We start from the raw sequence: 24,246 nt of genomic DNA on the forward strand, positions 1-24,246 counted from the left end.
AGAATGTCATGTCGGTTGTCGACAGGGTGGATCGCGACGAGGAACCGTCGGGTCTGCGGAAGGTGGTCGCCGCATCCATGGCGGGCACCGTGGTCGAGTGGTACGAGTTCTTCCTCTACGGCACGGCGGCGACGCTCGTGTTCAGCAAGATCATGTTCGCGGAGGGAACCAGCGAACTCGACGCGATCCTGGCGGCCTTCGTCACGTACGCGGTCGGCTTCGTCGCACGACCGCTCGGTGGCATCGTCTTCGGTCACTTCGGCGACAAGTACGGACGTAAGAAGCTCCTGCAGTTCTCGCTGGTGCTGGTCGGCGCCGCGACCTTCCTCATGGGCTGCCTGCCGACGTTCAACCAGATCGGATACTGGGCGCCCGCGCTGCTGGTGGCGCTGCGGTTCATCCAGGGCTTCGCGGTGGGCGGTGAGTGGGGCGGCGCAGTGCTTCTCGTCGCCGAGCACAGCCCGAACAAGAGCCGCGGCTTCTGGGCCAGTTGGCCGCAGGCGGGTGTCCCCGGCGGCAACCTGCTCGCGACGGTCGTCCTGTTGGTGCTCACCACCGTGCTGTCGGAGGACGCGTTCCTCAGCTGGGGCTGGCGTGTCGCGTTCTGGCTGTCCGCCGTCATCGTCTTCGTCGGCTACTACGTCCGGACCAAGGTCACCGACGCCCCCATCTTCGTCGAGGCGCAGAAGCAGGCCGAGGTCATCAAGGCCGCGTCGTACGGCGTCTTCGAGGTCGTCAAGCGTTACCCGCGTGGCGTGTTCACCGCGATGGGCCTGCGGTTCGGCGAGAACGTCATGTACTACCTGGTGGTCACCTTCTCGATCACCTACCTCAAGGTCGAGGTGGGAACCGACACCAGCACGATCCTGTGGTGGATGCTCATCGCGCACGCCGTGCACTTCGCGGTGATCCCGTTGGTCGGTCGCCTGGCGGACACCGTCGGACGCCGTCCGGTGTATCTCGTCGGTGCGGTCACCGCCGGCACGTGGGGCTTCTTCGCCTTCCCCATGATGAACAGCGGCCACAACGTCGTCATCATGCTGGCGATCATCATCGGACTGGTGTTCCACGCCTTCATGTACGCCACCCAGCCGGCCATCATGTCCGAGATGTTCCCCACGCGCATGCGGTATTCCGGTGTGTCCCTGGGTTATCAGGTGACGTCGATCGTCGCCGGGTCGCTGGCACCGATCATCGCGGTGAAGCTGCTGGACGTCTACGGCTCGTCCGTGCCGATCGCCTGGTACCTCGCCGCCTCCGCGCTCATCACGCTGATCGCCGTCGTGGTGGCTCGTGAGACCAAGGGCATCGCGCTCGAGAGCATCGACATCGCCGACGCGAAGAACCTGGCCACCGAGGCCGAGCTCGCGAAGGCCGGTATTCCGACGAAGTAGGCACACGCACACAGCAACGCGCCCTCTCCCGCATCACGGGAGAGGGCGCGTTCGTGTGTGTGTCAGGCCTCGGCGACGAGGTGCGGACGAGAGGCGCCGGCCTCGCAGTCACGCATGAACTCGGTGAAGATCCGGTCGAAGCGGTCGGGATTGTCGAGATGCGGGAAATGCCCTGCCCTCTCGAAGATCTCGACGCGGCCGTGCGGCAACTCGGCCCGAGCGTTCTCGGTGTGCGAGTTGGGGATGATGCTGTCGCGCGCACCCCAGACCAGCATCGCCTGAATGTTGGGGAAGTTGGCGAAGTGCGGTGTCGCACTGATGGTCTGACCGCGGAAGCTGATGACGGAGCGGGCGGTCGCGAGGAACGCGCGGCGGGTGCCGGCATCCTGGACCGACCCGAAGCTGCGCCATGCCTCGGAGGAGCTGGCGCTCATCAGCGGGAGTCCCAGCTTGTCGAGCCGATCGATCGCGAGATCGGTGAGACCCCGCACGGTGCGGTTCGCCATCAGCGGGAGAACGAACTCACTGCCCGGCAGGGTCGCCGCGCGCAGGAGCGGGCTCACCTCGGGGCCGAGGCCGCCGCTGGCGATGAGCACCATGCGCTCGACCAACTCGGGGAACAGGTACAGCGTCTGCATCGCGATGCCACCACCGAGCGAGTGGCCCACGAACGTCGCCGACGTGATGTCGAGGCTGTGCAGTAGATCGCGCACCGTCGCGGCGTGGGAACTGATGGAGTAGTCCCCGGCCGGCTTGTCCGATTCACCGTGGCCGAACAGGTCCGGCACGATGACGCGGTACCGCTGCGACAGGGTGTCGATCTGCGGTCCCCAGTTGTGATGGGAGCCCAGCAGTCCGTGGATCAAAATGACCGCGGGGCCGTGTCCGATGTCCAGGTACTTCAGTTCGTTGCCGTGCAGGCTGAGTGTCTGCATGTCCGGCTGTGCGGTATCGAGTGCCGCCATGGGAGATCCCTCCGTTGTACTACCGCTCCAGTGTGCACGCTGGTCGGCGGCGCGGAGCCGTTCCGCGAGCATGTGATCCCAGACATTCACTGCCCGGTGGCGGTGTCGGTCACAAGAGGTTTCGGTGGCGAACAACGCGGTCAGTGCGTCAGATACACCTTCACCACTACGACGACCGCGGCCAGCACCGCGGTGGCGAGACCGGCCAGGACCAGGCGAAACGACAGTCCGCGGCCGCGCAGACGCTCCGCGACCACCGGGATCGACGCGATGCGCAGTGTCACCAGACCGCCCGCGAGCCCCTGCGCGAGCGCTCCGGGCAGGACCTCGAGCCACGCCAGAGCCAGCAGCAACGACGGCGCCACGCCCGACGAGGCGATCGGCAGGGAGTCCCGCAACTCCTCGCGCCAGTCGACGGAGTCGTCGTCGACGGTGCCGGCCGCGACGGCGTCGGCGAAGATGTGGGCGAGGAACGTGGTGAGCGTGGTTCCGATCACCAACAGCGCCGCCGTACCGTTCGCGATGGACGACGGACTGGCGGCGACCACCACGGTCATCACCAGCACGTTGCCGTAGACGTAGGCCGACAGGCGCCGGGTGGCGCGATGCGGAGGCAGCACACCGGCCTTGCGCGTCGTCACTCGGCGATAGAGGGAACCGACGATTCCGGGGGTGCTCATCCCCGGAATGCTGCCAGGTGGAGAGGACTCACGATGGCACTGGTCGTGCGTGGTGTCGGATGGCCACGCGGGGAGCCGCTGCTCGGAGTCACCGACACGGACACCGGCGAGGTGACGTCCCGTCCCGTGCTGTCCTCGGCGCTGCGATACCGCGCGCTCGACGCGCCGGGTGTGCTGTGGTGCATCGGCCGCCGGGCCGAGGACGGTCGACCCGTGGCCTGCCCGAACAGCGCTCGGGCCACGTCCGGAGCTCACTGCGACGCATGCATGGCAGTCGATCCGTACCGGTTCGTCCACATCGTTCACCGGCAGGACTTCCTGTCGAAGGGGCTCGAGAGCGTGGTGATGCAACCGCACTGGCTCTACGTCGCGACCTTCGCCGACGGCACCGACAAGGTCGGAACGGCGGCGGATCCGCGGAAATGGGGACGGCTCACCGAGCAGGGTGCCGTGGTGGGACGGTATGTCGCGCGGGCCGTCGACGGACGTGTGGTGCGGCACCTCGAGGACGCGATGACCGACACCGCCGGTCTGCGCCAGGCAGTGCGCGCCGCGGCCAAGGCGGCTGGTCTGACCCGCCCGATCGACCTCGCCCGCCTCGACCGATCGAACGCCGACGCGGCGACACTGGCGCGCGAGGTGCTCGCCGATCTCGGCCCCGACTTCTCCGACGACGACTTCCGTGTCGTCGACGAGCAGTGGGAGCCGCCCGCGGGCCGAGAGGCGGCTTTCACGGGTCGGCGAACGGCCTATCCGCTGGACACCGCCGTCGGGGCGCACGGCCTGACGGTGCAGTGGTGCATCGGTTCCGCCGTCGGCGCGACGGTGGCGGAGGATCCGGATGCCGTCTACGTCGCCGACCTGGCCCGATTGCGAGGCCGCCGCATCGAGTGGGGCGAGTTCGACACCGCGCTGCCCGCCATGCAGGAAGCGTTGTTCTGAGTTTGTCCCCGGCCGCCGCGTGGCATTCGTGAGCCATGCCGACCTATCGAGTGAGAGACACCAGCGACGATTCCATCGTGGCCACGGCCGAGCACGAGGACGTGTCGACAGCCGAGGCGTGGGCCGCGGTGGTCGTGGAGAGGCTGAACCCCGCGCCCGTGGCGTGGGTGCTCGAGCGGGAGTGATGTCCGGAAACGACGACAGCCCCCGTGCAGTGCACGGGGGCTGCCGCTTCCCTGGCGGAGGATAGGGGATTTGAACCCCTGAGGGCGTTAACCCAACCCGCGTTCCAGGCGAGCGCCATAGGCCACTAGGCGAATCCTCCGTCGATCACCATACCGGCGACCCCCCCGATGCGACGAATCGGGTCGGTTCGGTGGTGCACGGGGGATGTGGCTAGACTCGTCCACGGATCCCGCGCGGCGCGCATCCTGTGAACTCCCCCAGGGCCGGAAGGCAGCAAGGGTCAACGGGCTCTGCCGGGTGCGCGGGGTCCCCTAACTTCCCGCCACGCGCAGTCGCCTCGAAAGGCCCTCCTCGCCATGACCGGCCAAGCTCAACTCGGACTGATGAACCCCGACGAGCTGGCCGCGGAGCACGAGAAGCGCACCGCCGAGTACGAGGCACTGGTTGCACGCGGACTCTCGCTGGACCTCACTCGCGGCAAGCCGTCCCCCGAGCAGCTCGATCTCGCGGCCGGCCTGCTGACGTTGCCCGGCGAGGACTACCGGGACGGCAAGGGCACCGACTGCCGCAACTACGGCGGACTGCAGGGCCTGCCCGAGTTGCGCGCCATCTTCGGTGAGCTCCTGAACATCCCGGTTGCGAACCTGCTCGCCGGCAACAACGCGAGCCTCGAGATCATGCACGACCTCGTGGTGTGGGGGCTGCTGCACGGCACCGTCGACTCGGTGCGTCCGTGGTCGGCGGAACCCGTCGTCCGCTTCCTGTGCCCGAGCCCCGGCTACGACCGGCACTTCGCCATCACCGAGAGCTACGGCATCGAGATGATCCCGGTGACGATGAACGAGGACGGCCCCGACGTCGCGGAGGTCGAGCGGCTGGTCTCGGGCGATCCGCAGATCAAGGGCATGTGGTGTGTGCCGAACTACGCCAACCCCACGGGCGCGGTGTACTCGGAGGAGGTCACCCGCGCTCTCGCGACGATGCCCACCGCGGCCGCCGACTATCGCCTGTTCTGGGACAACGCCTACGCAGTGCATCCGCTGGCAGACGAGTTCCCGCCCGCGTACGACGTGCTGAGCCTGGCGGCGGAGGCCGGTCACCCGAACCGTCCGTACGTCTTCGCGTCCACGTCGAAGATCACCTTCGCCGGCGCCGGAGTCAGCTTCCTCGGTTCCTCGTCGGAAAACCTCGACTGGTACCTGGGCCACTACGGCAAGAAGAGCATCGGCCCCGACAAGCTCAATCAGCTCCGCCACCTGCGCTTCTTCGGTGATGCCGAGGGTGTGCGCGCACACATGGCGAAGCACCGCGAGATCCTGGCACCGAAGTTCGCACGGGTGCAGGAGATCCTCGACGATCGCCTGGGCGCGTCGAAGGTGGCGTCGTGGACCGAGCCCGCGGGCGGGTACTTCATCAGCCTCGACGTACTCGACGGCACTGCCGCGCGCACGATCTCCTTGGCGAAGGACGCGGGCATCGCCCTCACCGGCGCCGGTTCCGCGTTCCCGTACAAGCGCGATCCCGACGACCGCAACATCCGCCTCGCGCCCAGCTTCCCGTCCACCGACGAGTTGTCCGCGGCCATGGACGGTGTGGCGACCTGCGTGCTGCTGGCCGCGACGGAGAAGCTGCTCGGTTCGTAGTTAGGTCGGGTTCTCACACCGATTCCGGCAGGGTTCACCGGCTGCAACCGGTGTGAGTTGCGGAAACCGGTGACGGTTCGACGCCTGTGGATGGCCACGAGCAACACTTCTGGATGTCGGCCACGATCGTCGGATGAGCGACGACGGCGAAGCCGCAGAACTGATCCGGCGCGCGGATCTTCTCGGCCGAGGTGTGTCCGACACCGAGATCCGCAGTGCCCGCAGGTCCGGGTCCATCGTGGCCGTGCGGCGGGGGTGTTTCGTCGACACGCGGCGGTTCACCGACTCCACGCCGGAGGCTCGACACCTTCTCGCTGCCCGGGCAGCCCTGGCCGCAGGCGGACCGGGTCTCACACTCAGCCACGAGTCGGCCGCGCTGGCGTGGGGCATGTCGTTGTGGCAGGGACCGCCACCGGTGGTGCACCTGACGGTCGACAGGCCGACGGGTGGACGTGTCGACGCGGTACGGCACCTCCACACGCATCCACTCGCCGATGTGGACGTGGTGATGCGTGACGGTGCGAGAGTGACCTCCGCAGCGCGCACGGTAGCGGATCTCGCGTGCGCCCTGAGCTTCGAAGCTGCTGTGTGCGTCGGTGATTCGGCACTGGCATGCACTACGGCATCGATCGACGACATCACCGAGGCGATCCGCGGGTGCGGCCGTCGGCGCGGCGTCGCGGGCGCTCGACGTGCCGCCGCATTCCTGGACGGTCGCAGCGAGAGCGTCGGCGAGTCACGCAGTCGGGTGTATCTCGATCGGCACGGGCTCCCCGCGCCCGAGCTGCAGATCGAGATCGTGATCGACGGGCGCACGTACAGGCCGGACTTCCTGTGGGAGGACCAGCGCGTGCTCGGCGAGTTCGACGGGATGGTGAAGTACACACGCAGCGGCGAGTCCGCGAACGCGGTCGTGATCCGCGAGAAGCTCCGGGAGGACGCTCTGCGTGCCGCCGGGTGGATCGTGGTGCGGTGGACGTGGGCGGACCTCGTCGACGGTCGGCTGGCGCAGCGCATTCGTGCTGCGCTGTCCGCGTGAAAGAATGACGCCATGGCCACGACGCTGCACCTGGTCGGGGATCCCGACGCCGACGCCCTGCTCGCCTCCGACCCGCTCGCGCTGCTGATCGGGATGTTGCTCGATCAGCAGGTACCGATGGAGTCGGCGTTCGCCGGTCCGAAGAAGCTCGTGGATCGCATCGGTTCGCTCGACGTCCGCGCGATCGCCGAGATGCCGGAGGACGACTTCCTCGCGATCTGCTCCACCCCACCCGCGGTGCACCGGTTCCCCGGCTCGATGGGCAAGCGGATCCAGTCGATGTGCTCGTACATCGTCGACGAGTGGGACGGCCGCGCCGACGCCATCTGGACGGACGGCGACCCGGACGGCAGAGAAGTGCTGAAGCGGCTGAAGGCGCTGCCCGGCTACGGCGATCAGAAGGCACGCATCTTCCTGGCTCTGCTGGGCAAGCAGATGGGTGTGGAGCCGGCCGGGTGGCGCGACGCCGCCGGATCGTACGGCGACGACGGCTCCCGACGGTCCATCGCCGACGTGGTCGACGCGACCAGTCTGGGCGAGGTGCGCGAGTTCAAGAAGGCGGCCAAGCGGGCCGCCAAGGAGAGCGCGGGATCGTAGGTTCCCGCCGACCGTTCTGTCGGTCGACGTCGGTACTCTCTCTCGCGTGGCCCTGTACCGGAAGTACCGTCCAGCGACGTTCGCGGAAGTGGTCGGGCAGGAGCATGTCACCGAGCCTCTGTCCGTCGCGCTGGACTCGAAGCGCATCAACCACGCCTACCTCTTCTCCGGCCCCCGCGGGTGTGGCAAGACGTCGTCTGCACGCATCCTGGCGCGGTCGCTCAACTGCGTCCAGGGGCCGACGTCGACGCCGTGCGGGGTGTGCGGCTCGTGTGTCGCGCTCGCTCCCGGCGGCCCGGGCAACCTCGACGTCATCGAGCTCGACGCGGCCAGCCACGGCGGCGTGGACGATACCCGTGAGCTGCGTGACCGCGCGTTCTACGCCCCGGCGGAATCGCGCTACCGCGTCTTCATCGTGGACGAGGCCCACATGGTCACGACGGCGGGCTTCAACGCGCTGCTCAAGATCGTGGAGGAGCCGCCCGAGCACCTGATCTTCGTGTTCGCGACCACGGAGCCGGAGAAGGTGCTGCCGACCATCCGCAGCCGCACCCATCACTACCCGTTCCGGCTGCTGCCTCCGCTCGCCATGCGCGGTCTGATGGAGCGCATCTGTGCGGAGGAGAAGGTCACCGTGCAGGATGCGGTGTACCCGTTGGTCATTCGCGCCGGAGGTGGCTCCCCGCGTGACACCCTCAGCGTGCTCGACCAGCTGCTCGCCGGTGCCGGCGACGAGGGTGTGCAGTACACCCGCGCACTCACTCTGCTCGGCGTCACCGACGTCGCGCTGATCGACGAGGCCGTCGACGCCCTGGCCGCCCAGGACGGTGCCGCGCTGTTCGGCACCGTCGAGAAAGTCATGGACGCGGGCCACGATCCCCGCCGGTTCGCGGTGGACCTGCTCGACCGACTGCGCGACCTCATCCTCATGCGCGCGGTGCCCGATGCTGGTGAGCGCGGACTCGTCGACGCCCCCGCCGACATGCTCGAGCGGATGCGCGACGAGGCGGAACGCATCGGTCCGGCCACGCTGGCCCGATTCGCGGAGACCGTCCACGCCGGACTCGGCGAGATGCGCGGCGCCACGGCTCCCCGGTTGTTGCTGGAGGTCATGTGTGCGCGGATGCTGCTGCCGGCGGCGTCCGATGCGGAAAGTGCTGTGCTGCAGCGGTTGGAGCGCCTCGAACGGCGACTCGACGTGACCCTGCCCGCAGGCGAGGCCGCCGCGGTCGAGGCCGAACATCAGCACGACCGCCTCGAGGCCGCGGCGCAGCAGCAGACATATCGGCGTCCGTCCGAGCGGGCGGCCGAACCGGCCGCCGCTCCCGCACCCGTGGTCGACGCCCCCGGAGCCAGAGTCGCTGCACCGGAACCGGTCACACCCGAACCTGCCGCGGCGCAGCCGGCCGCGCCGCCTACCCCGGAGGTCGAGCCCACCCCGGAGCCCGAGCCCACCCCGGAGCCCGAGCCCGCCCCCGCACCCGAGCCCGCCCCCGCACCCGAGCCGGCAGAGACGGCACCAGAGACAGCACCCGAGCCCGTCGAGACAGCATCCGAGGGTCCGGATGCCGCGGACGTGCGCGCCGTCTGGTCCGAGGTGCGGACCAAGGTGCGCGAGCGCAGCCGCACCGTCGAGGTGATGCTCTCGGGCGCCACGGTGAAGTCGGTCGGGGACGGGGCGATCGTGTTGGCGCACGATTCGGTACCGCTGGCCAAGAGGCTGGTCGAGCCCCGCAACGCCGAGGTCATCAAGGACGCGCTGCGCGACGTCTTCGGGGTCGAGTGGACCGTGGTCTGCGAGGCGGGAGACGGCACCGCCCGGTCGGCGGCACCGGCGCCGGCGTCCGCCCCTGCCGAGCGTCCGGCGTCCACCGGCCCCCGGTTCTCGCGCCCCAGCCGGTCTGCGCCCACGCCGGAGCCGACACGACCGGCGCAGTCCGGGAGCGCCCCGGCGCGGTCCACGCCGTCGCGCCCGTCCGACGACGACATCCCACCGCCGCCCGAGGAGCCTGACTATCCGGACGACCCGGGTCCCTCGCCGTACGACGGTCCACCTCCACCGGAGAGCCCGGAGGAGCAGGAAGAGCTCATGAAGCAGGCGAAGGAGCCGGTGGATCCGTCGACGCGTCGCGACCCGGACGAGGTCGCGCTCGAACTGCTGCAGTCCGAGCTGGGTGCGACCCCGCTGAAAGACGTCTGACCTGCTTCTGACGGCGTGAAACACCGGCAGGGTGTCACAGTGCGCGCTCGTTTCGGTCCTTTCGGCGGAGCGGCTCCATGCCTAGGGTGAATGGCGTCGAGGTCTGTCCTCGTGGGCGCCGGTGTCTCCAGTGCACCGTGCTGCCCGAGTCTCACGTCGGAAGGAACTGTGTTCAGTGACCACAGAGGCATACATCTACGAAGCCATCAGAACACCGCGAGGTAAGGGCAAGAACGGGTCGCTGCACTCGGTCAAGCCGATCTCGCTGGTCACCGGGTTGATCGACGAGCTCCGCCGTCGTTTCCCCGACATGGACGAGGATCGCATCTCCGATCTCATCCTCGGTGTCGTCTCCCCGGTCGGCGATCAGGGTGCCGACATCGCCCGTACCGCGGTGCTCGCCGCGAAGATGCCCGACACGGTCGGCGGCTTCCAGCTCAACCGTTTCTGCGCGTCCGGCCTCGAAGCCGTCAACCTCGCCGCGCAGAAGGTGCGCTCCGGGTGGGACGAGCTCGTGATCGCCGGCGGCGTCGAGTCGATGTCGCGTGTCCCCATGGGTTCCGACGGTGGTCCGTGGGCGATGGATCCGCAGACCAACTACGACACCTACTTCGCTCCCCAGGGCATCGGCGCGGATCTCATCGCGACGATCGAGGGATTCACGCGTGACGACGTCGATGCGTACGCCGCACAGTCGCAGGAGCGCGCCGCAGCCGCGTGGTCGGGTGGCTACTTCACCAAGTCCGTCGTGCCGGTCACGGACCAGAACGGTCTGCTGATCCTCGACAACGACGAGCACATGCGTCCCGGTACCACCGTCGAGTCGCTCGGCAAGCTCAAGCCGGCCTTCGAGGGCATCGCCGCGATGGGCGGGTTCGACGACGTCGCGCTGCAGAAGTACCACTGGATCGAGAAGATCGATCACGTCCACACCGGCGGTAACTCGTCGGGCATCGTCGACGGTGCGGCCCTGGTCGTCGTCGGCAGTGAGGACGCCGGCAAGTCGATGGGCATGACGCCGCGCGCTCGCGTCGTCGCGACCGCCACCAGCGGCGCCGACACCACCATCATGCTGACCGGGCCGACGCCCGCGTCGAAGAAGGTGCTGGCCGCGGCCGGCCTGACGGTCGACGACATCGACCTGTTCGAGCTGAACGAGGCCTTCGCCTCCGTGGTCCTGCGCTTCCAGCGCGACCTGAAGATCCCGGGCGAGAAGCTCAACGTCAATGGTGGCGCCATCGCGATGGGCCACCCCCTCGGTGCCACGGGCGCCATGATCACCGGCACCGTGCTCGACGAGCTCGAGCGTCGGAACGGCCGCTACGCACTGATCACCCTGTGCATCGGCGGCGGCATGGGCGTGGCCACCATCATCGAGCGAGTCTGAGGAACAGCATGAGTGACAACATGATTCAGTGGGACCAGGATGCCGACGGCATCGTCACCCTGACGATGGACGACCCGAACCAGGGCGCCAACACGATGAACGAGGTGTACAAGACCTCGATGGGCGCCACGGTCGACCGCCTCGAGGCCGAGAAGGACTCCATCACCGGTGTCGTCGTCACCTCGGCGAAGAAGACCTTCTTCGCCGGTGGCGATCTCAAGAACATGATCAAGGCCGGCCCCGCCGACGCCCAGCAGATCTTCGACGAGGTGCAGACCATCAAGGCGCAGCTCCGTCGCCTCGAGACACTGGGCAAGCCCGTCGTCTCCGCGATCAACGGTGCAGCACTGGGCGGCGGACTCGAGATCACGCTGGCGACGCATCACCGCATCGTCGCCGACGTGGCGGGCGTGCAGCTCGGCCTCCCCGAGGTCTCGCTGGGCCTGCTGCCCGGCGGTGGTGGAGTCACGCGCATCACCCGTCTGATGGGCATCCAGAACGGCTTCATGTCGGTGCTGTCCCAGGGCACGCGTTTCCGTCCGGCCAAGGCGCTCGAGCTCGGTCTGGTGCACGAGGTCGTCGGCAGCGTCGAGGAACTCGTTCCCGCTGCGAAGGCGTGGATCAAGGCCAACCCCGAGGGCGGCGTCGCCCCCTGGGACGTCAAGGGCTACAAGATCCCCGGCGGCACGCCGTCCAATCCCAAGCTCGCGCAGATCCTTCCGGCGTTCCCGTCGAATCTGCGTAAGCAGATCAAGGGCGCGCCGATGCCGGCACCGCTCGCGATCTTGTCCGCCGCGGTGGAGGGTGCGCAGGTCGACTTCGACAACGCGTCCACCATCGAGTCGCGGTACTTCACGTCTCTCGTCACCGGCCAGGTGTCGAAGAACATGATCCAGGCGTTCTTCTTCGACCTGCAGGCGATCAACGCCGGCAAGTCCCGCCCGGACGGCTACGAGAAGACCCAGTTCACCAAGGTCGCCGTTCTCGGCGCCGGCATGATGGGCGCGGGCATCGCCTACGTGTGCGCCAAGGCCGGAATCGACGTGGTGCTCAAGGACGTCGAGCAGGCGTCAGCCGACAAGGGCAAGGCGTACTCCGAGGCCATCGAGGCCAAGGCACTCTCGCGCGGCAAGACCACGCAGGAGAAGTCGGACGCTCTGCTGGCGCGTATCCACCCGACGGCCGATCCGAAGGATGTCGAGGGTGCCGACCTCGTGATCGAGGCGGTCTTCGAGTCGCAGGACCTCAAGCACAAGGTCTTCCAGGAGATCGAGGACCTCGTCGCTCCCGATTCGCTGCTCGGATCCAACACCTCCACGCTGCCCATCACCGGTCTCGCGACCGGTGTGAAGCGCCAGGAGGACTTCATCGGGATCCACTTCTTCTCGCCCGTCGACAAGATGCCGCTCGTCGAGATCATTCGCGGTGACAAGACCTCGGATGCGGCTCTGGCCAAGGCGTTCGACCTCGTGCAGGCCATCAAGAAGACCCCGATCGTCGTCAACGACAGCCGTGGCTTCTTCACCTCGCGCGTGATCGGCACCTTCATCAACGAGGCCATCGCGATGCTGGGCGAGGGTGTCGAGCCCGCGACCATCGAGCAGGCCGGTCTGCAGGCGGGCTACCCGGCGCCGCCGTTGCAGCTGTCCGACGAGCTGACGCTGACGCTGATGCAGAAGATTCGCAAGGAGACCTACGACGCCGTCGTCGCTGCCGGTGGCACTCCTCCCGAGGACGCCGCAGGCGTGGTCATCGACAAGATGGTCGACGAGTTCGAGCGTCCGTCCAAGTCCAAGGGCGCCGGCTTCTACGAGTACGTGGACGGCAAGCGCACCGGCCTCTGGTCCGGTCTGCGTGACGCCTTCAAGTCGGGGACGTCCGAGGCATCCTTCGAGGACCTCAAGGAGCGCATGCTCTTCATCGAGGCGATCGAGACGCAGAAATGCTTCGACGAGGGTGTCCTGAACACCACGGCCGACGCCAACATCGGCTCGATCTTCGGAATCGGCTTCCCGGCGTGGACCGGTGGCGTGCACCAGTACGTCGTCGGCTACGAGGCCGCGGACGGCTCGATCGGCAAGGAGGCGTTCGTCGCCCGTGCCGAGGAGCTGGCCAAGCAGTACGGCGAGCGGTTCACTCCGCCTGCGTCACTGCGCTAGTCACGAGCACACGACAGCCCCGCACCTCGTGGTGCGGGGCTGTCGTCGTCTCAGCGCAGGACGCGCGCGGCGAAGTCCAGTGATGCGGGCATGGAGGCCATCAGGGTGCCGATGTGATCGGGCGCCGGGAAGGTGACCAGCTGGAAATCCGTTCCGGCAGCGGTCATGCGGGCCGCGTGGGCGAACGCGAGCGGAGCAGGAACCGTCTGATCGGACAGGCTCTGGGTCACGAGGAGCGGCCGGTCGTAGCCGCTGACGGGGACGGCCTGCATCTGCGCGAGCACGGGGGCCAGCGGCGTCAGCGGGCGCGTGAGGAGCTCCCCGAACTGGGCCGGGTGCGCCGCCCGATAGTCGCGGAACTCGGTGCCGCACAGTGTTGTCGCAGCGTCGAGGTACTCGACACCCTTCGGCGTCAGGTACTGCCGGACGTCGAGTTCCGGACGCTGGTCGGCCAACCCGGCGAGGGTGTAGAAGACGTAGCCGAGAAAGCCGCTGGGTACGACCGGCGGGAGAACCGGACCGACCAGCGGGAGCACGGTGTCGAGCCCCGTCGGGCCGGCCACGGACACGGCGCCGCGGAAGTCGAGGTCCGGTGCGCGGGTGGATGCCGCTGCGGCGGTGAAGAAGGACGTGTTGCCGCCCTGGGACAGGCCGGTGGTGATCCATTTCGGTGAGAGGCGATCGCCGAGCATCGTGTGTGCTGCGCGGACGATGTCGATCGCATTGGCCCCGGCGGCGGGTCCGTCCAGATAGGCGTGCACGCCGGGCGTCCCCATGCCCGCGTAGTCGGTGGCCACCACGGCGTGGCCGGCGGCCAGCCACGCCTCGATTGCTGGACGCTCGTACTGCGCGGTGCCCGTCGCCGACGGTGCACACGAGTCGGCGACACCGGTGGTGCCGTGGGCGTAGGACACCACCGGCCATCCGTCGGCGGGAGCATCGCCGGTCGGCACGAACACCGCGCCCGTCGACTCCCCGGCCTGCTCGGCCGTCCGCAGCGTGGAGTAGCGCACCACGTAGCTCTCGGCGGCGCCGGCGGGTGCCAGTGCGGGATCGAGCGCAGTGCTGGAGAGCACCGTGCCCGCCGCCGTCTCGGCGGACGCGGGAGCGGAGACGAGAAGGACGGACGACGCGAGTGCGACGCACGCGACGAGGACCGGTGGACAGAATCGTCGGGGAAGAGAAGTCACAGAACGCAGTCCATCATGTCGAGCGGCGTCCGTGGTGTGTCCCGTCGCGACGATGTGTGTCGTCACGAGAACGGGCCCGATGCGGCGTCAGAGGGCTAGGTTCATCAGGTGAAGACTCCCGTTGTCACCGTCATCGGTGCCGTGATCGCCATCATGGGCCTGCTGTTCAGCCTCCAGGGATTCGGGGTGGTCGGTGGCAGTGCGATGAGCAACACGACCACCTGGTCGATCCTCGGCCCCATCATCCTGATCGTCGGAGTGGCGATCGTGGTGGTGAGCAGGCGCCGAGGGGTCTAGTCGGAGAACCGCCTGCGCAGGTCGACCTTCACGACCTTGCCGCCGGCGTTGCGGGGGAGTGCCTCCACCAGTACGAGGTGGCGCGGGTGCTTGTAGTGCGCGAGGCGTCCGTCCAGCCAGCCCACGAGGTCGGGGAGCGTGAGGTCCGGCTCGTCGGTGGCGCGCTGCGCGACGACGGCGACAGGCACCTCACCCCAGCGGTCGTCCGGGCGGCCGATGACTGCTGCCTCGAGGATCCTGGGGTGGGAGAACAGCACGTTCTCGACCTCGGCGCAGTAGATGTTCTCACCGCCGGAGATGATCATGTCCTTCTTGCGGTCGACGACGAAGACGAATCCCTCCTCGTCCTGACGCACCAGGTCGCCGGAGTGGAACCAGCCGCCGTGGAACGCATCCGACGTGGCGGCCGGGTTCTCCCAGTAACCGTGCATCAGCGTCGGCCCGCGATAGACGATCTCGCCGATGCCGCCTCGCGGGACGTCGACCATGTCGTCGTCGACCACGCGCGCCTCCACCGTGGCGACGACGCGACCCACGGACCCGAGCTTGCGCAGTGCGTCGTCGCCGTCGAGGACGCAGGTGATCGGCGACATCTCGGTCTGGCCGAAGACGGCCACGGTGAGGGCGTCGGGGAAGGTCTGCGACATCGCCCGCAGGACGGTGTCCGACGCCGGCGCCGCACCCCACGAGATCACTCGCAGCGCCAACTGTCTCGGGTGCCGCGCCTGTTCTGCGCAGACCGCCTGCCACTGCACCGGCACGAGGAACACGGTGGTCACCGCCTCGGCCTCGAGGACGTCGAGCAACGCGGCCGGGTCGAACGCACCGACGGGGTGGACGACGGTGGGGATGCCGAGCTTCAGGCTGGGGGCGATGCTGCCCAGGGCGGCGATGTGGAACATCGGTGACGCACAGAAGTTGATCTCGTCGACTCCGTACATCTGCAGGGCGCGAATGCAGGTCAGCGCCTGAGCCTGCATGTTGGAATGAGACAGCACAGCACCTTTGGGGCGGCCGGTCGTTCCCGAGGTGTACATGATCAGAGCCGGCGCATCGTCCGGGACGTCGGTGTCCGGCGCGGGCACGCCCTCGCGGATCAGAGCCTCGTAGGTGTCCCCGTCTCCGCCCACGACGATCGAGTCCGCAACGCCCACCGCCGCGGCGAGCGGGGCCAGAGCGTCCTCCACGACGATGAGGCCGGCGCCGCTGTTCTGCGCGAGGTAGCTGATCTCCGGGGCGCTCATCCGAAAGTTGACGGGCACGGCGATCGCACCGACGGCAGTGATCGCCAGCACCGATTCGAGGTACTCGGGCCGGTTGAGCATGAGGATCAGCACCCGGTCCCCGGCCGTCACGCCACGGCGGGACAACCCGCCGGCGAGTGCGTCGACACGGTCGGAGAGGCCGCGCCAGGTGTGCGTAGTCCCGCCGAAGCGCAGAGCCACGCCCGCGGGATTCATCAGTGCGTGCCGACGTACCTGGTTGTTCCAGTTGTCCCGCCGTGCACGTCCGGGCTGCGACTGATCGGCCATCTCGGGTGTCCTCTCGTGGAGTCGCACCCACTCGGGTGTCGACAGTCCCCGTGATTCGACACCCGAGACGGCGTCCGTGTCAGTGGATCAGCCGATCCACCAGGGCCGCAACGGAAGCCCCGCGTCGTTGTTCTCGTCGAGCTTGACGGCGAGCACCTGGTGCAGCTGGACCACGTTGCGCTCGAAGCCCAGGCGTGAGCCCGCCATGTAGAGGCCCCACACGCGCGCGGTGCCCTCGCCGACCTCCGCGACGCACGCGTCCCAGTTGTCCACGAGGTTGCGGCACCAGTCCCGGAGCGTCATCGCGTAGTGCTCGCGCAGGTTCTCCTCGTGACGCACCTCGAGGCCCACGTCCTGCATCTCGGTGATGATGCGGCCGGATCCCGTCAGTTCGCCGTCGGGGAAGACGTAGCGGTCGATGAAGCCGCCGGCCCGCGCAGACGAGCGGTTGTCCGGGCGGGTGATGCAGTGGTTCAGGACGCGGCCACCCGGGCGCAGCTTGCCCTTGATGAACTCGAAGTACGCCGGGTAGTTCGAGACGCCGATGTGTTCGGTGAGGCCGATCGACGACACCGCGTCGAAGTCGCCCTCGACGATGTCGCGGTAGTCGCTGTGGCGCACCTCCGCGAGATCGCTCAGTCCGTCGGCGGCGATGGCGTTCTGCGCCCACTCGGCCTGCTCGCGCGAGAGCGTGGCGCCGATGACGTGGACGCCGCGACGGGCCGCGTAGCGCACCATCGATCCCCAGCCGCACCCGATGTCGAGCAGTCGGTCGCCCGCCTTCAGGTTCAGCTTCTCGAACACCAGGCGGTACTTGTTCTCCTGAGCCTCCTCCAGGGAGGCCTCGAGAGTGGGGTAGGCGGCGCAGGTGTAGGTCATCGACGGGCCGAGCACGTACTCGTAGAACGTGTTCGACACGTCGTAGTGGTGGTGGATGCTCTCGGCGTCCCGAGTCTTGCTGTGCCGCAACCCCTCGGCGATACGACGCCAGCGTGGGAGGGACTCCTGGGGCGGGGGAGCGATGGGACGCAGCAACTCCCAGCCCAGAGACCGGGTGACGGTCGCCAGTGCGCGCGCGGACGGGCGTTTGAAGTGCAGGTCGTCGCCCAGCATCTTCAGCACGTCGTACGGGTCACCCGGGTGGGCGCCCTCGATCTCCAGATCGCCCGAGACGTAGGCACGTGCCATGCCCAGGTCGCCCGGCGCGGTGGCCAGGTAGGTCGTGCCGCGGGGAGAGGTGAGCTTGAGCCCGTACTCGGAATCTTCGGCACCGGCCGTACTGCCGTCGTACGCCGAGAACCGGACGGGCAGATCACCTTCGGTGAACTGCTCGAGAATCTCGGCGATGGAGAGTTTGGGGGAACTGCCGGACAGGCCGGGGTTCCGTTGGTCCTTGAATGTCGTCATCGACGATGCACCGCCTTCGAATACAGATCCAACAACCGCGAATCGGGGTCGTACTTCTCTTTGAGTCGGCGGTAACCGTCACCGCCGTAGAGGGCATCGAACTCGTCCCTGTCGTAGAACGAGTCCGAGTAGAGGGACTTGTGACCGTCGAACTCGGTCACCTTCTTCTCGATCCGACGGTTCGCTGCGCCGTCGGGTTCACCGGGGACCACGGGTACCGACGACCAGAAGCCGACGTTGACGTAGGTGCGGTGAGGTTCGAGCGGATAGAGGGGCCATCCGCGCACTCCGGCGTCGGAGTCCTGTGCGTCGGCATACCCGTCGGGCTCGCGGAGTCGCAAGGGGCACAGCCACAACGGCTCGATCGGGATCTCGTCGAGGAACCACGAGACGAACGCGGCCGTGTTCTCGATCGGCACCTCGATGTCCTGCACGACGCGCTCGCGGATCGGGTTGCCCTTACGCTTCTCGAGGCGGTCGGCGATGTCGTACTTCTGGTCGAGCGCGATCAGCTTCCAGTAGAAACTGCTGCGCAGGTACTTCTTCGGCCAGAGACGTCGGATGCGCGGGTTCTGCGCACCGAAGGCGCGCGAGCACCAGAACCAGTCGGTGTCCCACCGCCACAGATAGTCGCGCACCGTCAGGCGGTCCGTTCGCGGTGCGGTGCCGTCGTGCTGAATGGACCGGTAGAAGATCGCCGAGTCGGTGTAGTCGCTCACCGGTCCCGGCTCGTCGGTCTGTCGGCCCAGGGTCAGGTACGCCTCGGTCCGTGAGAACACCACCCCGTCGAGGTAGTCGACGCGGTCACCCTCGTACTCGCGCTCGGCGACGATCCGCGCCATGACCGTCTGCACCGACTCGAGGTCGTGGAACCGGACGTGGCGCAGGGCGACGTAGGGGAGTACGGGCTCGAGTTCGATGCGCAGCCGTGTCGAGTAGCCGAGGGTGCCGTAGGAGTTGGGGAACCCTCGGAAGAGATCGCCGTACTCGTTGTCGGGAGTGGCCGTGACGACGTCACCCGATCCGGCGAGGATGTCGATCTCGAGGACGGACTCGTGCGGAAGGCCGCTGCGGAACGACGTCGACTCGATGCCGAGGCCGGTGACCGCGCCGCCGAGCGTGATCGTCTTGAGCTGCGGCACCACCAGGGGCGCGAGCCCATACGCCAGGGTGGCGTCGACGAGGTCCTCGTAGGTGCACATTCCCTGCACGTCGGCGGTCATGGCGTCGGGGTCGACCGAGATGACGCCTCCCAACCCCGAGACGTCGAGTCCGGGTGCGGAGTTCTTCGGCCTGGCCCGGAACAGGTTGGAGGTCTTCTTCGCCAGGCGGACGGTCGCGTCCCGCGGAATGGCGCGGTAACTGGCCAGAAGCCGTTCCACACCCGCCCGATGTCCCGCTTGTCCGATCTCGTGCGGACGGTTGCCGCCCCCGCCGGGTTCCCGCGCTCCCCCGAGCGCCGCATCGACTGTCTGAGCCACGTGAGAACGCTATACGGAGGTTGTTCGCAACGCTATGGAAGGTGCCTCCCGACGAGGAAACTTCATACGATCGTTGCGCTCGATTCGCCCGGGCGCAGTCGTGAAACAATGAGCGTCACCGTTCGTCCCACCCCGACATCAGGAGTTCTCCCCGTCATGGCCAAGGTCAGCGCGAGCAGTTCCCTCACCATCAGTGCGGCTCCCGACAAGGTCCTCGCGGCACTGTCCGACTACGAGACGGTGCGTCCGCGCATTCTGCCCGAGCAGTACCGCGACTTCGCGGTCGTCGAGGGTGGGCAGGGCGACGGCACCGTCGCTCGATGGGTCCTGCAGGCCACCGAGAAGCGCTCGCGGAACGTGCTCGCGACCGTGTCGGTGTCCGGTGCGACCATCACGGAGAAGGACGCCAACTCGTCGATGGTGACCACGTACCTCGTCTCCCCGAGCGGCAGCGGGTCGTCGGTCACCACCACCACGGAGTGGACGGGTGCCGGCGGTGTCGGCGGCTTCTTCGAGAAGACGTTCGCGCCCCTCGGACTGAAGAAGATCCAGGCGCAGCTCCTGCAGAACCTCTCGCGCCAGGTGGAGTGACTGCGGGCGGGCCGGAGGGCACCGCGCCGCTAGGCTCGACCGACACGATCTCTCCACCACTTCGGAAGGACACCCGCCGTGCAACCCGGTGAACAGCCCGACATGTCCCAGCTGCTGCAGCAGGCCCAGCAGATGCAGCAGCAGTTGATGGCGGCCCAGGCGGAGATCGCCGCGACCGAGGTGACCGGTCGCGCCGGCAACGGTCTCGTCGTGGCGACGGTGAAGGGCAGCGGCGAGGTGGTCGGTCTGACCATCGACCCCAAGGTCGTGGATCCCGACGACGTCGAGACCCTGCAGGACCTGATCATCGGTGCCATCGCCGACGCGTCCCGTGCCGCGGGTGAGGTCGCGTCGCAGAAGCTCGGCCCCCTCGCCGGCCTGGGCGGCGGCGGACTCCCCGGCCTGCCCGGCTTCTAGAACCGGGTCGAGAAGCGTGTACGAAGGTCCGGTCCAGGATCTGATCGACGAGCTGGGCAAACTTCCCGGTGTCGGACCGAAGAGCGCGCAGCGCATCGCCTTTCACCTGTTGGGGGTCGAGGCGCCCGAGATCGATCGTCTGCAGAAGGCGTTGCAGCGCGTCCGCGACGGAGTGCAGTTCTGCGTCGTCTGCGGCACCGTCTCCGACAAGGAACTGTGCCGCATCTGTGCGGACCCGCGCCGCGATCGAACGAAGATCTGCGTCGTCGAGGAACCCAAGGACGTGCAGGCCGTCGAGCGCACCCGCGAGTTCAAGGGCCGGTACCACGTGCTGGGCGGCGCGCTGGATCCGCTGAGCGGAGTGGGCCCGGACCAGTTGCGCATCCGGGAGTTGCTCACCCGCATCGGCAACCAGGAGGACGGCGTCGACGTCTCCGAGGTGATCATCGCGACCGACCCCAACACCGAGGGGGAGGCGACGGCCACCTATCTGCTGCGCATGATGCGTGATTTCCCCGGCCTGTCCGTCACCCGGCTGGCCTCCGGACTGCCGATGGGCGGCGACCTCGAGTTCGCGGACGAGCTCACGTTGGGCCGGGCACTGTCCGGCCGTATCGTGATGAACTAGCGCTCGAGTCGGTAGAGGCGCTCGGGGCGCCCCACGTTGCCGTAGTCGAGCGAGACGGTCACCCGGTCGACGTCGCTGAGATACTCCAGGTAGCGGCGAGCGCTCGACCGAGACATCCCGGTCCTCTCGGCCATCGTGCTCGCCGAGGTCTCGCCGGGGTTCTCCCGCAGTTGATGCTCGACCATGGCCAGCGTCTCGGCGCTCAGGCCCTTGGGGAGCCGCGTCGCGGTCCCGCGCACTCCGAACGCCTTGTCCACGGCCTCCTGCTCCGCCTCGTCGATCGCGGCCAGCGACTCCCGTGTGCGGCGGTAGTGGTCGAGGCGCTCCTGCAGTGCCTGGAACTTGAACGGCTTGATCAGATAGTGCACTGCGCCCGCGCGCAGAGCCTTGCGCACCGATTCGGCCTCGCGCTCGCTGGTGATCACCAGGACGTCGAGATCGGGGATGATCTCCCGGAACGGGCCGATGAGATCGAGCCCGGTGACGCCGGGCAGATGGACGTCCAGCAGCACCAGATCGGGACGGGTGGACTCCACCTTCTCCAGCGCTTCCTGCGCCGTGTGCGCCACCCCGCACACCTCGAATCCGGCCACCTTGGTGACGAAACCGGTGTGCACCCGCGCGACCATGAAGTCGTCGTCCACCACCAGCACCCTGAGTGTCATCGCGTCCTCCCCCCGGATCCGGTGACGGCCCGGAAGACCGTCCACCGCCTACCGTCCTCGACTCTGTCACTCACGCCGACCTCACCGCCGCGTCGGCGGCAGACGACACGCACGAGGGCGAGGCCGAAACCGTGCCCGTCGAGCGACGTCCCCTTCGTGCTCCACCCCTGCTCGAACACACGATCCGTATCCTCCGTCCCGATGCCGGGGCCGTTGTCGGCCACCTCGACCTCGATCCCGTCCGCATCCGCGACGATCCGGACGCGCACCACCGCGTCGGCGGCGTTCTGTTCGAGGACTGCGTCCACAGCGTTGTCGACGAGGTTGCCGACGACGGTGCAGAGGTCTCGGGAGGCATCGTCGTCGAGTCGCGGGAGATGTGAGGCGTCGTCGAGCGCCACGGTCACCGAGCGGGCCGCGGCGGCGCCGATCTTGGCGATGAGCAGCGCGGCGACCCCGAGATCGTCGATGCGGTCGGTCACGGTGGACGTGAGGCGCTCACGATGCTCGGTGATGCCGTCGACGTACCGTTCCACCTCGTCGTACTCACCGAGCTGGACCAGACCCGAGATGGTGTGCAGCTGGTTGTCGAACTCGTGGATGTGCTCCCGCAGTGCCGTCGAGCTGGTGCGGCTGATGTCGAGTTTGCTCTGGACCTCGCTCAGTTCGGTGCGGTCACGGAACGTGGTCACCGTGGCCACCTTCCGTCCCGACGCCTCGATCGGCACCGTGTTGAAGACGAGGATGCGATCTCCGGTGAGGACGAGTTGGTCGCCGTCGTCGCTCGGGTGACGCAGGACGTCGAGGACCCGGTCGTCGAGTCCGAGCTCCTCCACCCGCCGGCCCACGCCGTCCTCGTCGAGGCCGAGCATGTCGTGTGCGCTGCGGCTCAGCAGGACCACCCGACCCGACGGATCCAGCGCCACCACGGCCTCCTTGAGGCCCTCGAGCATCGCCTGCCGCTGGCGGACCAGGTCGACGATCTCCCCGGCCTCCATCCCCATGGTCTGCCGTTTGACGCGTCGGGCCAGCAGGATCGACCCGACGGCGCCCAGAACGGACGCCACGGCCAGGTAGATGACGAGGTCCGGGGTCGACTGAGCGAGGCGTTCCCACACCGACGGATACTCGCGGCCGACGATCGCCACACCGACGATGCGGCCGTCGGCGTCGAGCACCGGCACCTGCGACTGCACTGACGCGTCGGGGGACACCGCGGTGTTGGTGCTGGTCTCGGCGAGGCCGGTCCAGGATCGGCCCGTGCGCGCACCCGCTCCCTCGGCCGCCGATTCCTGTCCCACCCGCGAGGGGTCGGTCGCGACGACGATGATGCCGTCGGGGTCGGTCAGCTGCGCGTAGTCCAGACCCGAGACGGCCCGCACCGACTCGACCGCACCCTGCAGCGCCGTGCGGATCCGAGGCTGGGCGGACGCGAGCAGTTGTCGCACGGTGGGACTCGCGGCGAGGTTCTCGGCAGCCGACTGGACGCGCAGACCCTGTTCGCGCTGGAAGGTCGCGGACGCCTGGGCCAGCGACAACCCGCTGATGACGACGAGTACCGCGACGATGATGAGAAGCTGCAATGCGAGCAGTTGCGACGAGAGGGTGCGGCGTGTCCCGAAGATGCGCAGTCGCCGCCCGATCACGAGGTGAACCGTACCGCCGGGTGAGCGCGGAATTCGTGCATCTGCGTGCGCTGCCGTCGCTCACAATGAACACAATCCCGTTTGTGCACCAAAGGGTGACCACAGTCACAAGATCCGACACAGTGAGACCGTGCCCATGAACCGACGCCTCCGCATCAGCGCTCTCGCAGCGTTGCTCGCGGTGCTCTGCACGGCGACCGCGTGCAGTGCGGGGGTGTCGGCCATGGTGACCGGGGCGGAGGAGCCGGGACTTCGTGTCATCGCTCCGTCGGTCGCCGGTGGCGGTTACGACCTGACCGCTCGCAGTCTGGCCCGAGGTTGGGCCGCGGAGGGCGTCGTGGTGGACGACGTCCTCGTACTACCCGGATCGGGTGGTGTCGTGGGACTCAATCGTCTCGCTCTCGAACAGGGCAACGATCGACTCCTGCTGGTGATGGGGCTGGGTCTGGTGGGCGCACTGTCCACCACCCCGTCCGATCACGAGATCGCGGACGTGACCCCGATCGCCCGACTCGTCACCGAACCCGAGGTCGTCCTGGTGCCGGCAGCATCCCCGCTGCGGACTCTGGCCGATCTCACGAACGCCTGGCGACAGGACCCCGCGGCTCTGCAGTTCGCCGGCGGCTCCGCGGAGGGTGGTCCGGACGGATTGTTCCGGACCCAGCTCGCCCGCGCCGTCGGTGTCGATCCGCGAGCATCCGAGTACCGCGTCTTCGACGGCGGCGGCGAGTTGCTGCCGGCCCTGTTGACCGGCGAGGTCGACGTCGCCACCACCGGCGTCAGCGAATACCTGGACCAGATCGCGTCCGGCACGGTCCGGGCGCTCGCCGTGTCGAGCTCCGAGCGTGTCGAGGGCATCGACGCGCCCACGGTGCGGGAGCAGGGAGTCGATCTCGACTTCGACAACTGGCGCGGCATCCTCGCCCCGCCGGGACTGCCACCGGAACGCGTCGACCGCCTGATCGCCGACGTCACAGCACTGGTCGGATCGCCGCTCTGGCAGGAGATCCTGGCGCAGAACGGGTGGCGGGACGCGCTGCTCACCGGAGACGACTTCGCGTCGTTCCTCCGCGAGCAGGCCGACCTGGTCCGCTCGACCATCGATCCACCCACCGACGGCTGACGCCGCACACCTCCGTACTGCGCCACACCTGTGCCCGCAGTCTGCCTCGACACACCCTGCACCATCCGAACTCTGCA

Annotated in this window: 22 protein-coding genes, 1 tRNA gene and 1 other RNA gene; 15 read left to right on the forward strand and 9 right to left on the reverse strand. The window is 68.2% G+C overall.

Annotated features, from left to right (window positions below; genetic code table 11):
- The first annotated feature begins 8 nt into the window (after positions 1 to 8).
- Positions 9 to 1,394, forward strand: coding sequence for an MFS transporter (locus JOE30_RS04880; RefSeq protein WP_204869612.1), 1,386 nt, complete (start codon positions 9 to 11; stop codon positions 1,392 to 1,394).
- Between the two features lie 62 nt (positions 1,395 to 1,456).
- Here JOE30_RS04880 and JOE30_RS04885 read toward each other — a convergent pair whose 3' ends face one another.
- Positions 1,457 to 2,359, reverse strand: a complete 903-nt coding sequence (locus JOE30_RS04885; RefSeq protein WP_239532488.1) for an alpha/beta fold hydrolase — start codon at positions 2,357 to 2,359, stop codon at positions 1,457 to 1,459.
- A 140-nt stretch (positions 2,360 to 2,499) separates the two neighbouring features.
- A complete protein-coding gene (locus JOE30_RS04890) occupies positions 2,500 to 3,039 on the reverse strand; it encodes a hypothetical protein (RefSeq protein ID WP_204869613.1) in 540 nt (179 codons plus the stop codon).
- A gap of 33 nt (positions 3,040 to 3,072) precedes the next feature.
- On the opposite strand from JOE30_RS04890, the gene JOE30_RS04895 reads away from it, so the two are divergent.
- Together JOE30_RS04895 and JOE30_RS21490 are read left to right on the forward strand one after the other, a co-directional pair.
- Positions 3,073 to 3,981, forward strand: coding sequence for a DUF2797 domain-containing protein (locus JOE30_RS04895; RefSeq protein WP_239532489.1), 909 nt, complete (start codon positions 3,073 to 3,075; stop codon positions 3,979 to 3,981).
- A 50-nt stretch (positions 3,982 to 4,031) separates the two neighbouring features.
- A complete protein-coding gene (locus JOE30_RS21490; RefSeq protein WP_275581311.1) occupies positions 4,032 to 4,166 on the forward strand; it encodes a hypothetical protein in 135 nt (44 codons plus the stop codon).
- Between the two features lie 52 nt (positions 4,167 to 4,218).
- On the opposite strand, the gene JOE30_RS04900 is transcribed toward JOE30_RS21490, so the two are convergent.
- A tRNA-Ser gene (locus JOE30_RS04900) sits at positions 4,219 to 4,306 on the reverse strand.
- Positions 4,307 to 4,388: 82 nt separating this feature from the next.
- Here JOE30_RS04900 and ffs point away from each other — a divergent pair.
- The 7 genes from ffs (at position 4,389) to JOE30_RS04935 (ending at position 13,192) form a co-directional block, all read left to right on the forward strand.
- Positions 4,389 to 4,483, forward strand: an RNA gene (gene ffs / locus JOE30_RS04905) — signal recognition particle sRNA small type.
- Positions 4,484 to 4,523: 40 nt separating this feature from the next.
- On the forward strand, positions 4,524 to 5,810 hold the full coding sequence (locus JOE30_RS04910) for an aminotransferase class I/II-fold pyridoxal phosphate-dependent enzyme (protein ID WP_204869614.1): 1,287 nt from the start codon (positions 4,524 to 4,526) through the stop codon (positions 5,808 to 5,810).
- Between the two features lie 133 nt (positions 5,811 to 5,943).
- Positions 5,944 to 6,849, forward strand: coding sequence for a hypothetical protein (locus JOE30_RS04915; protein ID WP_204869615.1), 906 nt, complete (start codon positions 5,944 to 5,946; stop codon positions 6,847 to 6,849).
- A gap of 12 nt (positions 6,850 to 6,861) precedes the next feature.
- Complete coding sequence (locus JOE30_RS04920) at positions 6,862 to 7,446, forward strand: HhH-GPD-type base excision DNA repair protein (RefSeq protein WP_027506627.1); 585 nt, start codon at positions 6,862 to 6,864, stop codon at positions 7,444 to 7,446.
- Between the two features lie 46 nt (positions 7,447 to 7,492).
- A complete protein-coding gene (locus tag JOE30_RS04925; protein ID WP_204869616.1) occupies positions 7,493 to 9,646 on the forward strand; it encodes a DNA polymerase III subunits gamma/tau in 2,154 nt (717 codons plus the stop codon).
- A 175-nt stretch (positions 9,647 to 9,821) separates the two neighbouring features.
- The gene (locus JOE30_RS04930; RefSeq protein WP_204869617.1) at positions 9,822 to 11,033 is read left to right on the forward strand and encodes an acetyl-CoA C-acetyltransferase; all 1,212 of its coding nucleotides are present in this window, start codon (positions 9,822 to 9,824) and stop codon (positions 11,031 to 11,033) included.
- Positions 11,034 to 11,041: 8 nt separating this feature from the next.
- Entirely contained in the window at positions 11,042 to 13,192 is a 2,151-nt protein-coding gene (locus JOE30_RS04935; RefSeq protein ID WP_204869618.1) for a 3-hydroxyacyl-CoA dehydrogenase NAD-binding domain-containing protein, read from the forward strand.
- A gap of 50 nt (positions 13,193 to 13,242) precedes the next feature.
- Here JOE30_RS04935 and JOE30_RS04940 read toward each other — a convergent pair whose 3' ends face one another.
- Complete coding sequence (locus JOE30_RS04940; protein ID WP_204869619.1) at positions 13,243 to 14,382, reverse strand: S9 family peptidase; 1,140 nt, start codon at positions 14,380 to 14,382, stop codon at positions 13,243 to 13,245.
- Between the two features lie 108 nt (positions 14,383 to 14,490).
- Between JOE30_RS04940 and JOE30_RS04945 the strand changes: the two genes are divergently transcribed.
- Positions 14,491 to 14,679: a hypothetical protein gene (locus JOE30_RS04945; protein ID WP_204870864.1), complete on the forward strand. Its 189-nt coding sequence runs from the start codon at positions 14,491 to 14,493 to the stop codon at positions 14,677 to 14,679.
- Here JOE30_RS04945 and fadD5 read toward each other — a convergent pair.
- The 3 genes from fadD5 to JOE30_RS04960 all read right to left on the reverse strand — a co-directional run bounded on the left by fadD5 (position 14,676) and on the right by JOE30_RS04960 (position 19,027).
- Positions 14,676 to 16,211: a fatty-acid--CoA ligase FadD5 gene (gene fadD5 / locus JOE30_RS04950; RefSeq protein WP_204869620.1), complete on the reverse strand. Its 1,536-nt coding sequence runs from the start codon at positions 16,209 to 16,211 to the stop codon at positions 14,676 to 14,678. The genes JOE30_RS04945 and fadD5 overlap by 4 nt on opposite strands.
- Positions 16,212 to 16,298: 87 nt before the next feature.
- On the reverse strand, positions 16,299 to 17,618 hold the full coding sequence (locus JOE30_RS04955; RefSeq protein WP_204869621.1) for a class I SAM-dependent methyltransferase: 1,320 nt from the start codon (positions 17,616 to 17,618) through the stop codon (positions 16,299 to 16,301).
- Entirely contained in the window at positions 17,615 to 19,027 is a 1,413-nt protein-coding gene (locus JOE30_RS04960) for an FAD-binding oxidoreductase (protein WP_204870787.1), read from the reverse strand. Before JOE30_RS04960 ends, JOE30_RS04955 begins: the two co-directional genes overlap by 4 nt.
- A gap of 228 nt (positions 19,028 to 19,255) precedes the next feature.
- On the opposite strand from JOE30_RS04960, the gene JOE30_RS04965 reads away from it, so the two are divergent.
- From JOE30_RS04965 to recR, 3 genes are all read left to right on the forward strand, one after another.
- Complete coding sequence (locus tag JOE30_RS04965) at positions 19,256 to 19,690, forward strand: SRPBCC family protein (protein WP_204870788.1); 435 nt, start codon at positions 19,256 to 19,258, stop codon at positions 19,688 to 19,690.
- 78 nt (positions 19,691 to 19,768) lie between these two features.
- Positions 19,769 to 20,107 carry a YbaB/EbfC family nucleoid-associated protein gene (locus JOE30_RS04970; protein WP_204869622.1) on the forward strand — a complete coding sequence of 113 codons (339 nt, stop codon included), beginning with the start codon at positions 19,769 to 19,771 and terminating at the stop codon, positions 20,105 to 20,107.
- Between the two features lie 16 nt (positions 20,108 to 20,123).
- Positions 20,124 to 20,735: a recombination mediator RecR gene (recR, locus tag JOE30_RS04975; RefSeq protein WP_204869623.1), complete on the forward strand. Its 612-nt coding sequence runs from the start codon at positions 20,124 to 20,126 to the stop codon at positions 20,733 to 20,735.
- On the opposite strand, the gene JOE30_RS04980 is transcribed toward recR, so the two are convergent.
- Positions 20,732 to 21,400: a response regulator gene (locus JOE30_RS04980; protein ID WP_204869624.1), complete on the reverse strand. Its 669-nt coding sequence runs from the start codon at positions 21,398 to 21,400 to the stop codon at positions 20,732 to 20,734. The two genes, recR and JOE30_RS04980, sit on opposite strands and share 4 nt — an antisense overlap.
- On the reverse strand, positions 21,397 to 23,046 hold the full coding sequence (locus tag JOE30_RS04985; protein ID WP_307806068.1) for a sensor histidine kinase: 1,650 nt from the start codon (positions 23,044 to 23,046) through the stop codon (positions 21,397 to 21,399). Before JOE30_RS04985 ends, JOE30_RS04980 begins: the two co-directional genes overlap by 4 nt.
- A gap of 136 nt (positions 23,047 to 23,182) precedes the next feature.
- Between JOE30_RS04985 and JOE30_RS04990 the strand changes: the two genes are divergently transcribed.
- A complete protein-coding gene (locus JOE30_RS04990) occupies positions 23,183 to 24,169 on the forward strand; it encodes a tripartite tricarboxylate transporter substrate binding protein (protein WP_204870790.1) in 987 nt (328 codons plus the stop codon).
- Positions 24,170 to 24,246 lie beyond the last annotated feature (77 nt).

It is taken from the genome of Rhodococcus sp. PvP016 (genome assembly GCF_017832185.1).
In the GTDB taxonomy this organism is placed as follows: domain Bacteria; phylum Actinomycetota; class Actinomycetes; order Mycobacteriales; family Mycobacteriaceae; genus Rhodococcoides.

Coding starts and splice junctions, on each gene's coding strand:
- JOE30_RS04910 (WP_204869614.1), top strand. CDS start 4,524: ATGACCGGCCAAGCTCAACTCGGACTGATGAACCCCGACGAGCTGGCC.
- JOE30_RS04980 (WP_204869624.1), bottom strand. CDS start 21,400: ATGACACTCAGGGTGCTGGTGGTGGACGACGACTTCATGGTCGCGCGG.
- fadD5 (WP_204869620.1), bottom strand. CDS start 16,211: ATGGCCGATCAGTCGCAGCCCGGACGTGCACGGCGGGACAACTGGAAC.
- JOE30_RS04965 (WP_204870788.1), top strand. CDS start 19,256: ATGGCCAAGGTCAGCGCGAGCAGTTCCCTCACCATCAGTGCGGCTCCC.
- JOE30_RS04890 (WP_204869613.1), bottom strand. CDS start 3,039: ATGAGCACCCCCGGAATCGTCGGTTCCCTCTATCGCCGAGTGACGACG.
- JOE30_RS04955 (WP_204869621.1), bottom strand. CDS start 17,618: ATGACGACATTCAAGGACCAACGGAACCCCGGCCTGTCCGGCAGTTCC.
- JOE30_RS04880 (WP_204869612.1), top strand. CDS start 9: ATGTCGGTTGTCGACAGGGTGGATCGCGACGAGGAACCGTCGGGTCTG.
- JOE30_RS04915 (WP_204869615.1), top strand. CDS start 5,944: ATGAGCGACGACGGCGAAGCCGCAGAACTGATCCGGCGCGCGGATCTT.
- JOE30_RS04935 (WP_204869618.1), top strand. CDS start 11,042: ATGAGTGACAACATGATTCAGTGGGACCAGGATGCCGACGGCATCGTC.
- JOE30_RS04990 (WP_204870790.1), top strand. CDS start 23,183: ATGAACCGACGCCTCCGCATCAGCGCTCTCGCAGCGTTGCTCGCGGTG.
- JOE30_RS04885 (WP_239532488.1), bottom strand. CDS start 2,359: ATGGCGGCACTCGATACCGCACAGCCGGACATGCAGACACTCAGCCTG.
- JOE30_RS04920 (WP_027506627.1), top strand. CDS start 6,862: ATGGCCACGACGCTGCACCTGGTCGGGGATCCCGACGCCGACGCCCTG.
- JOE30_RS04895 (WP_239532489.1), top strand. CDS start 3,073: ATGGCACTGGTCGTGCGTGGTGTCGGATGGCCACGCGGGGAGCCGCTG.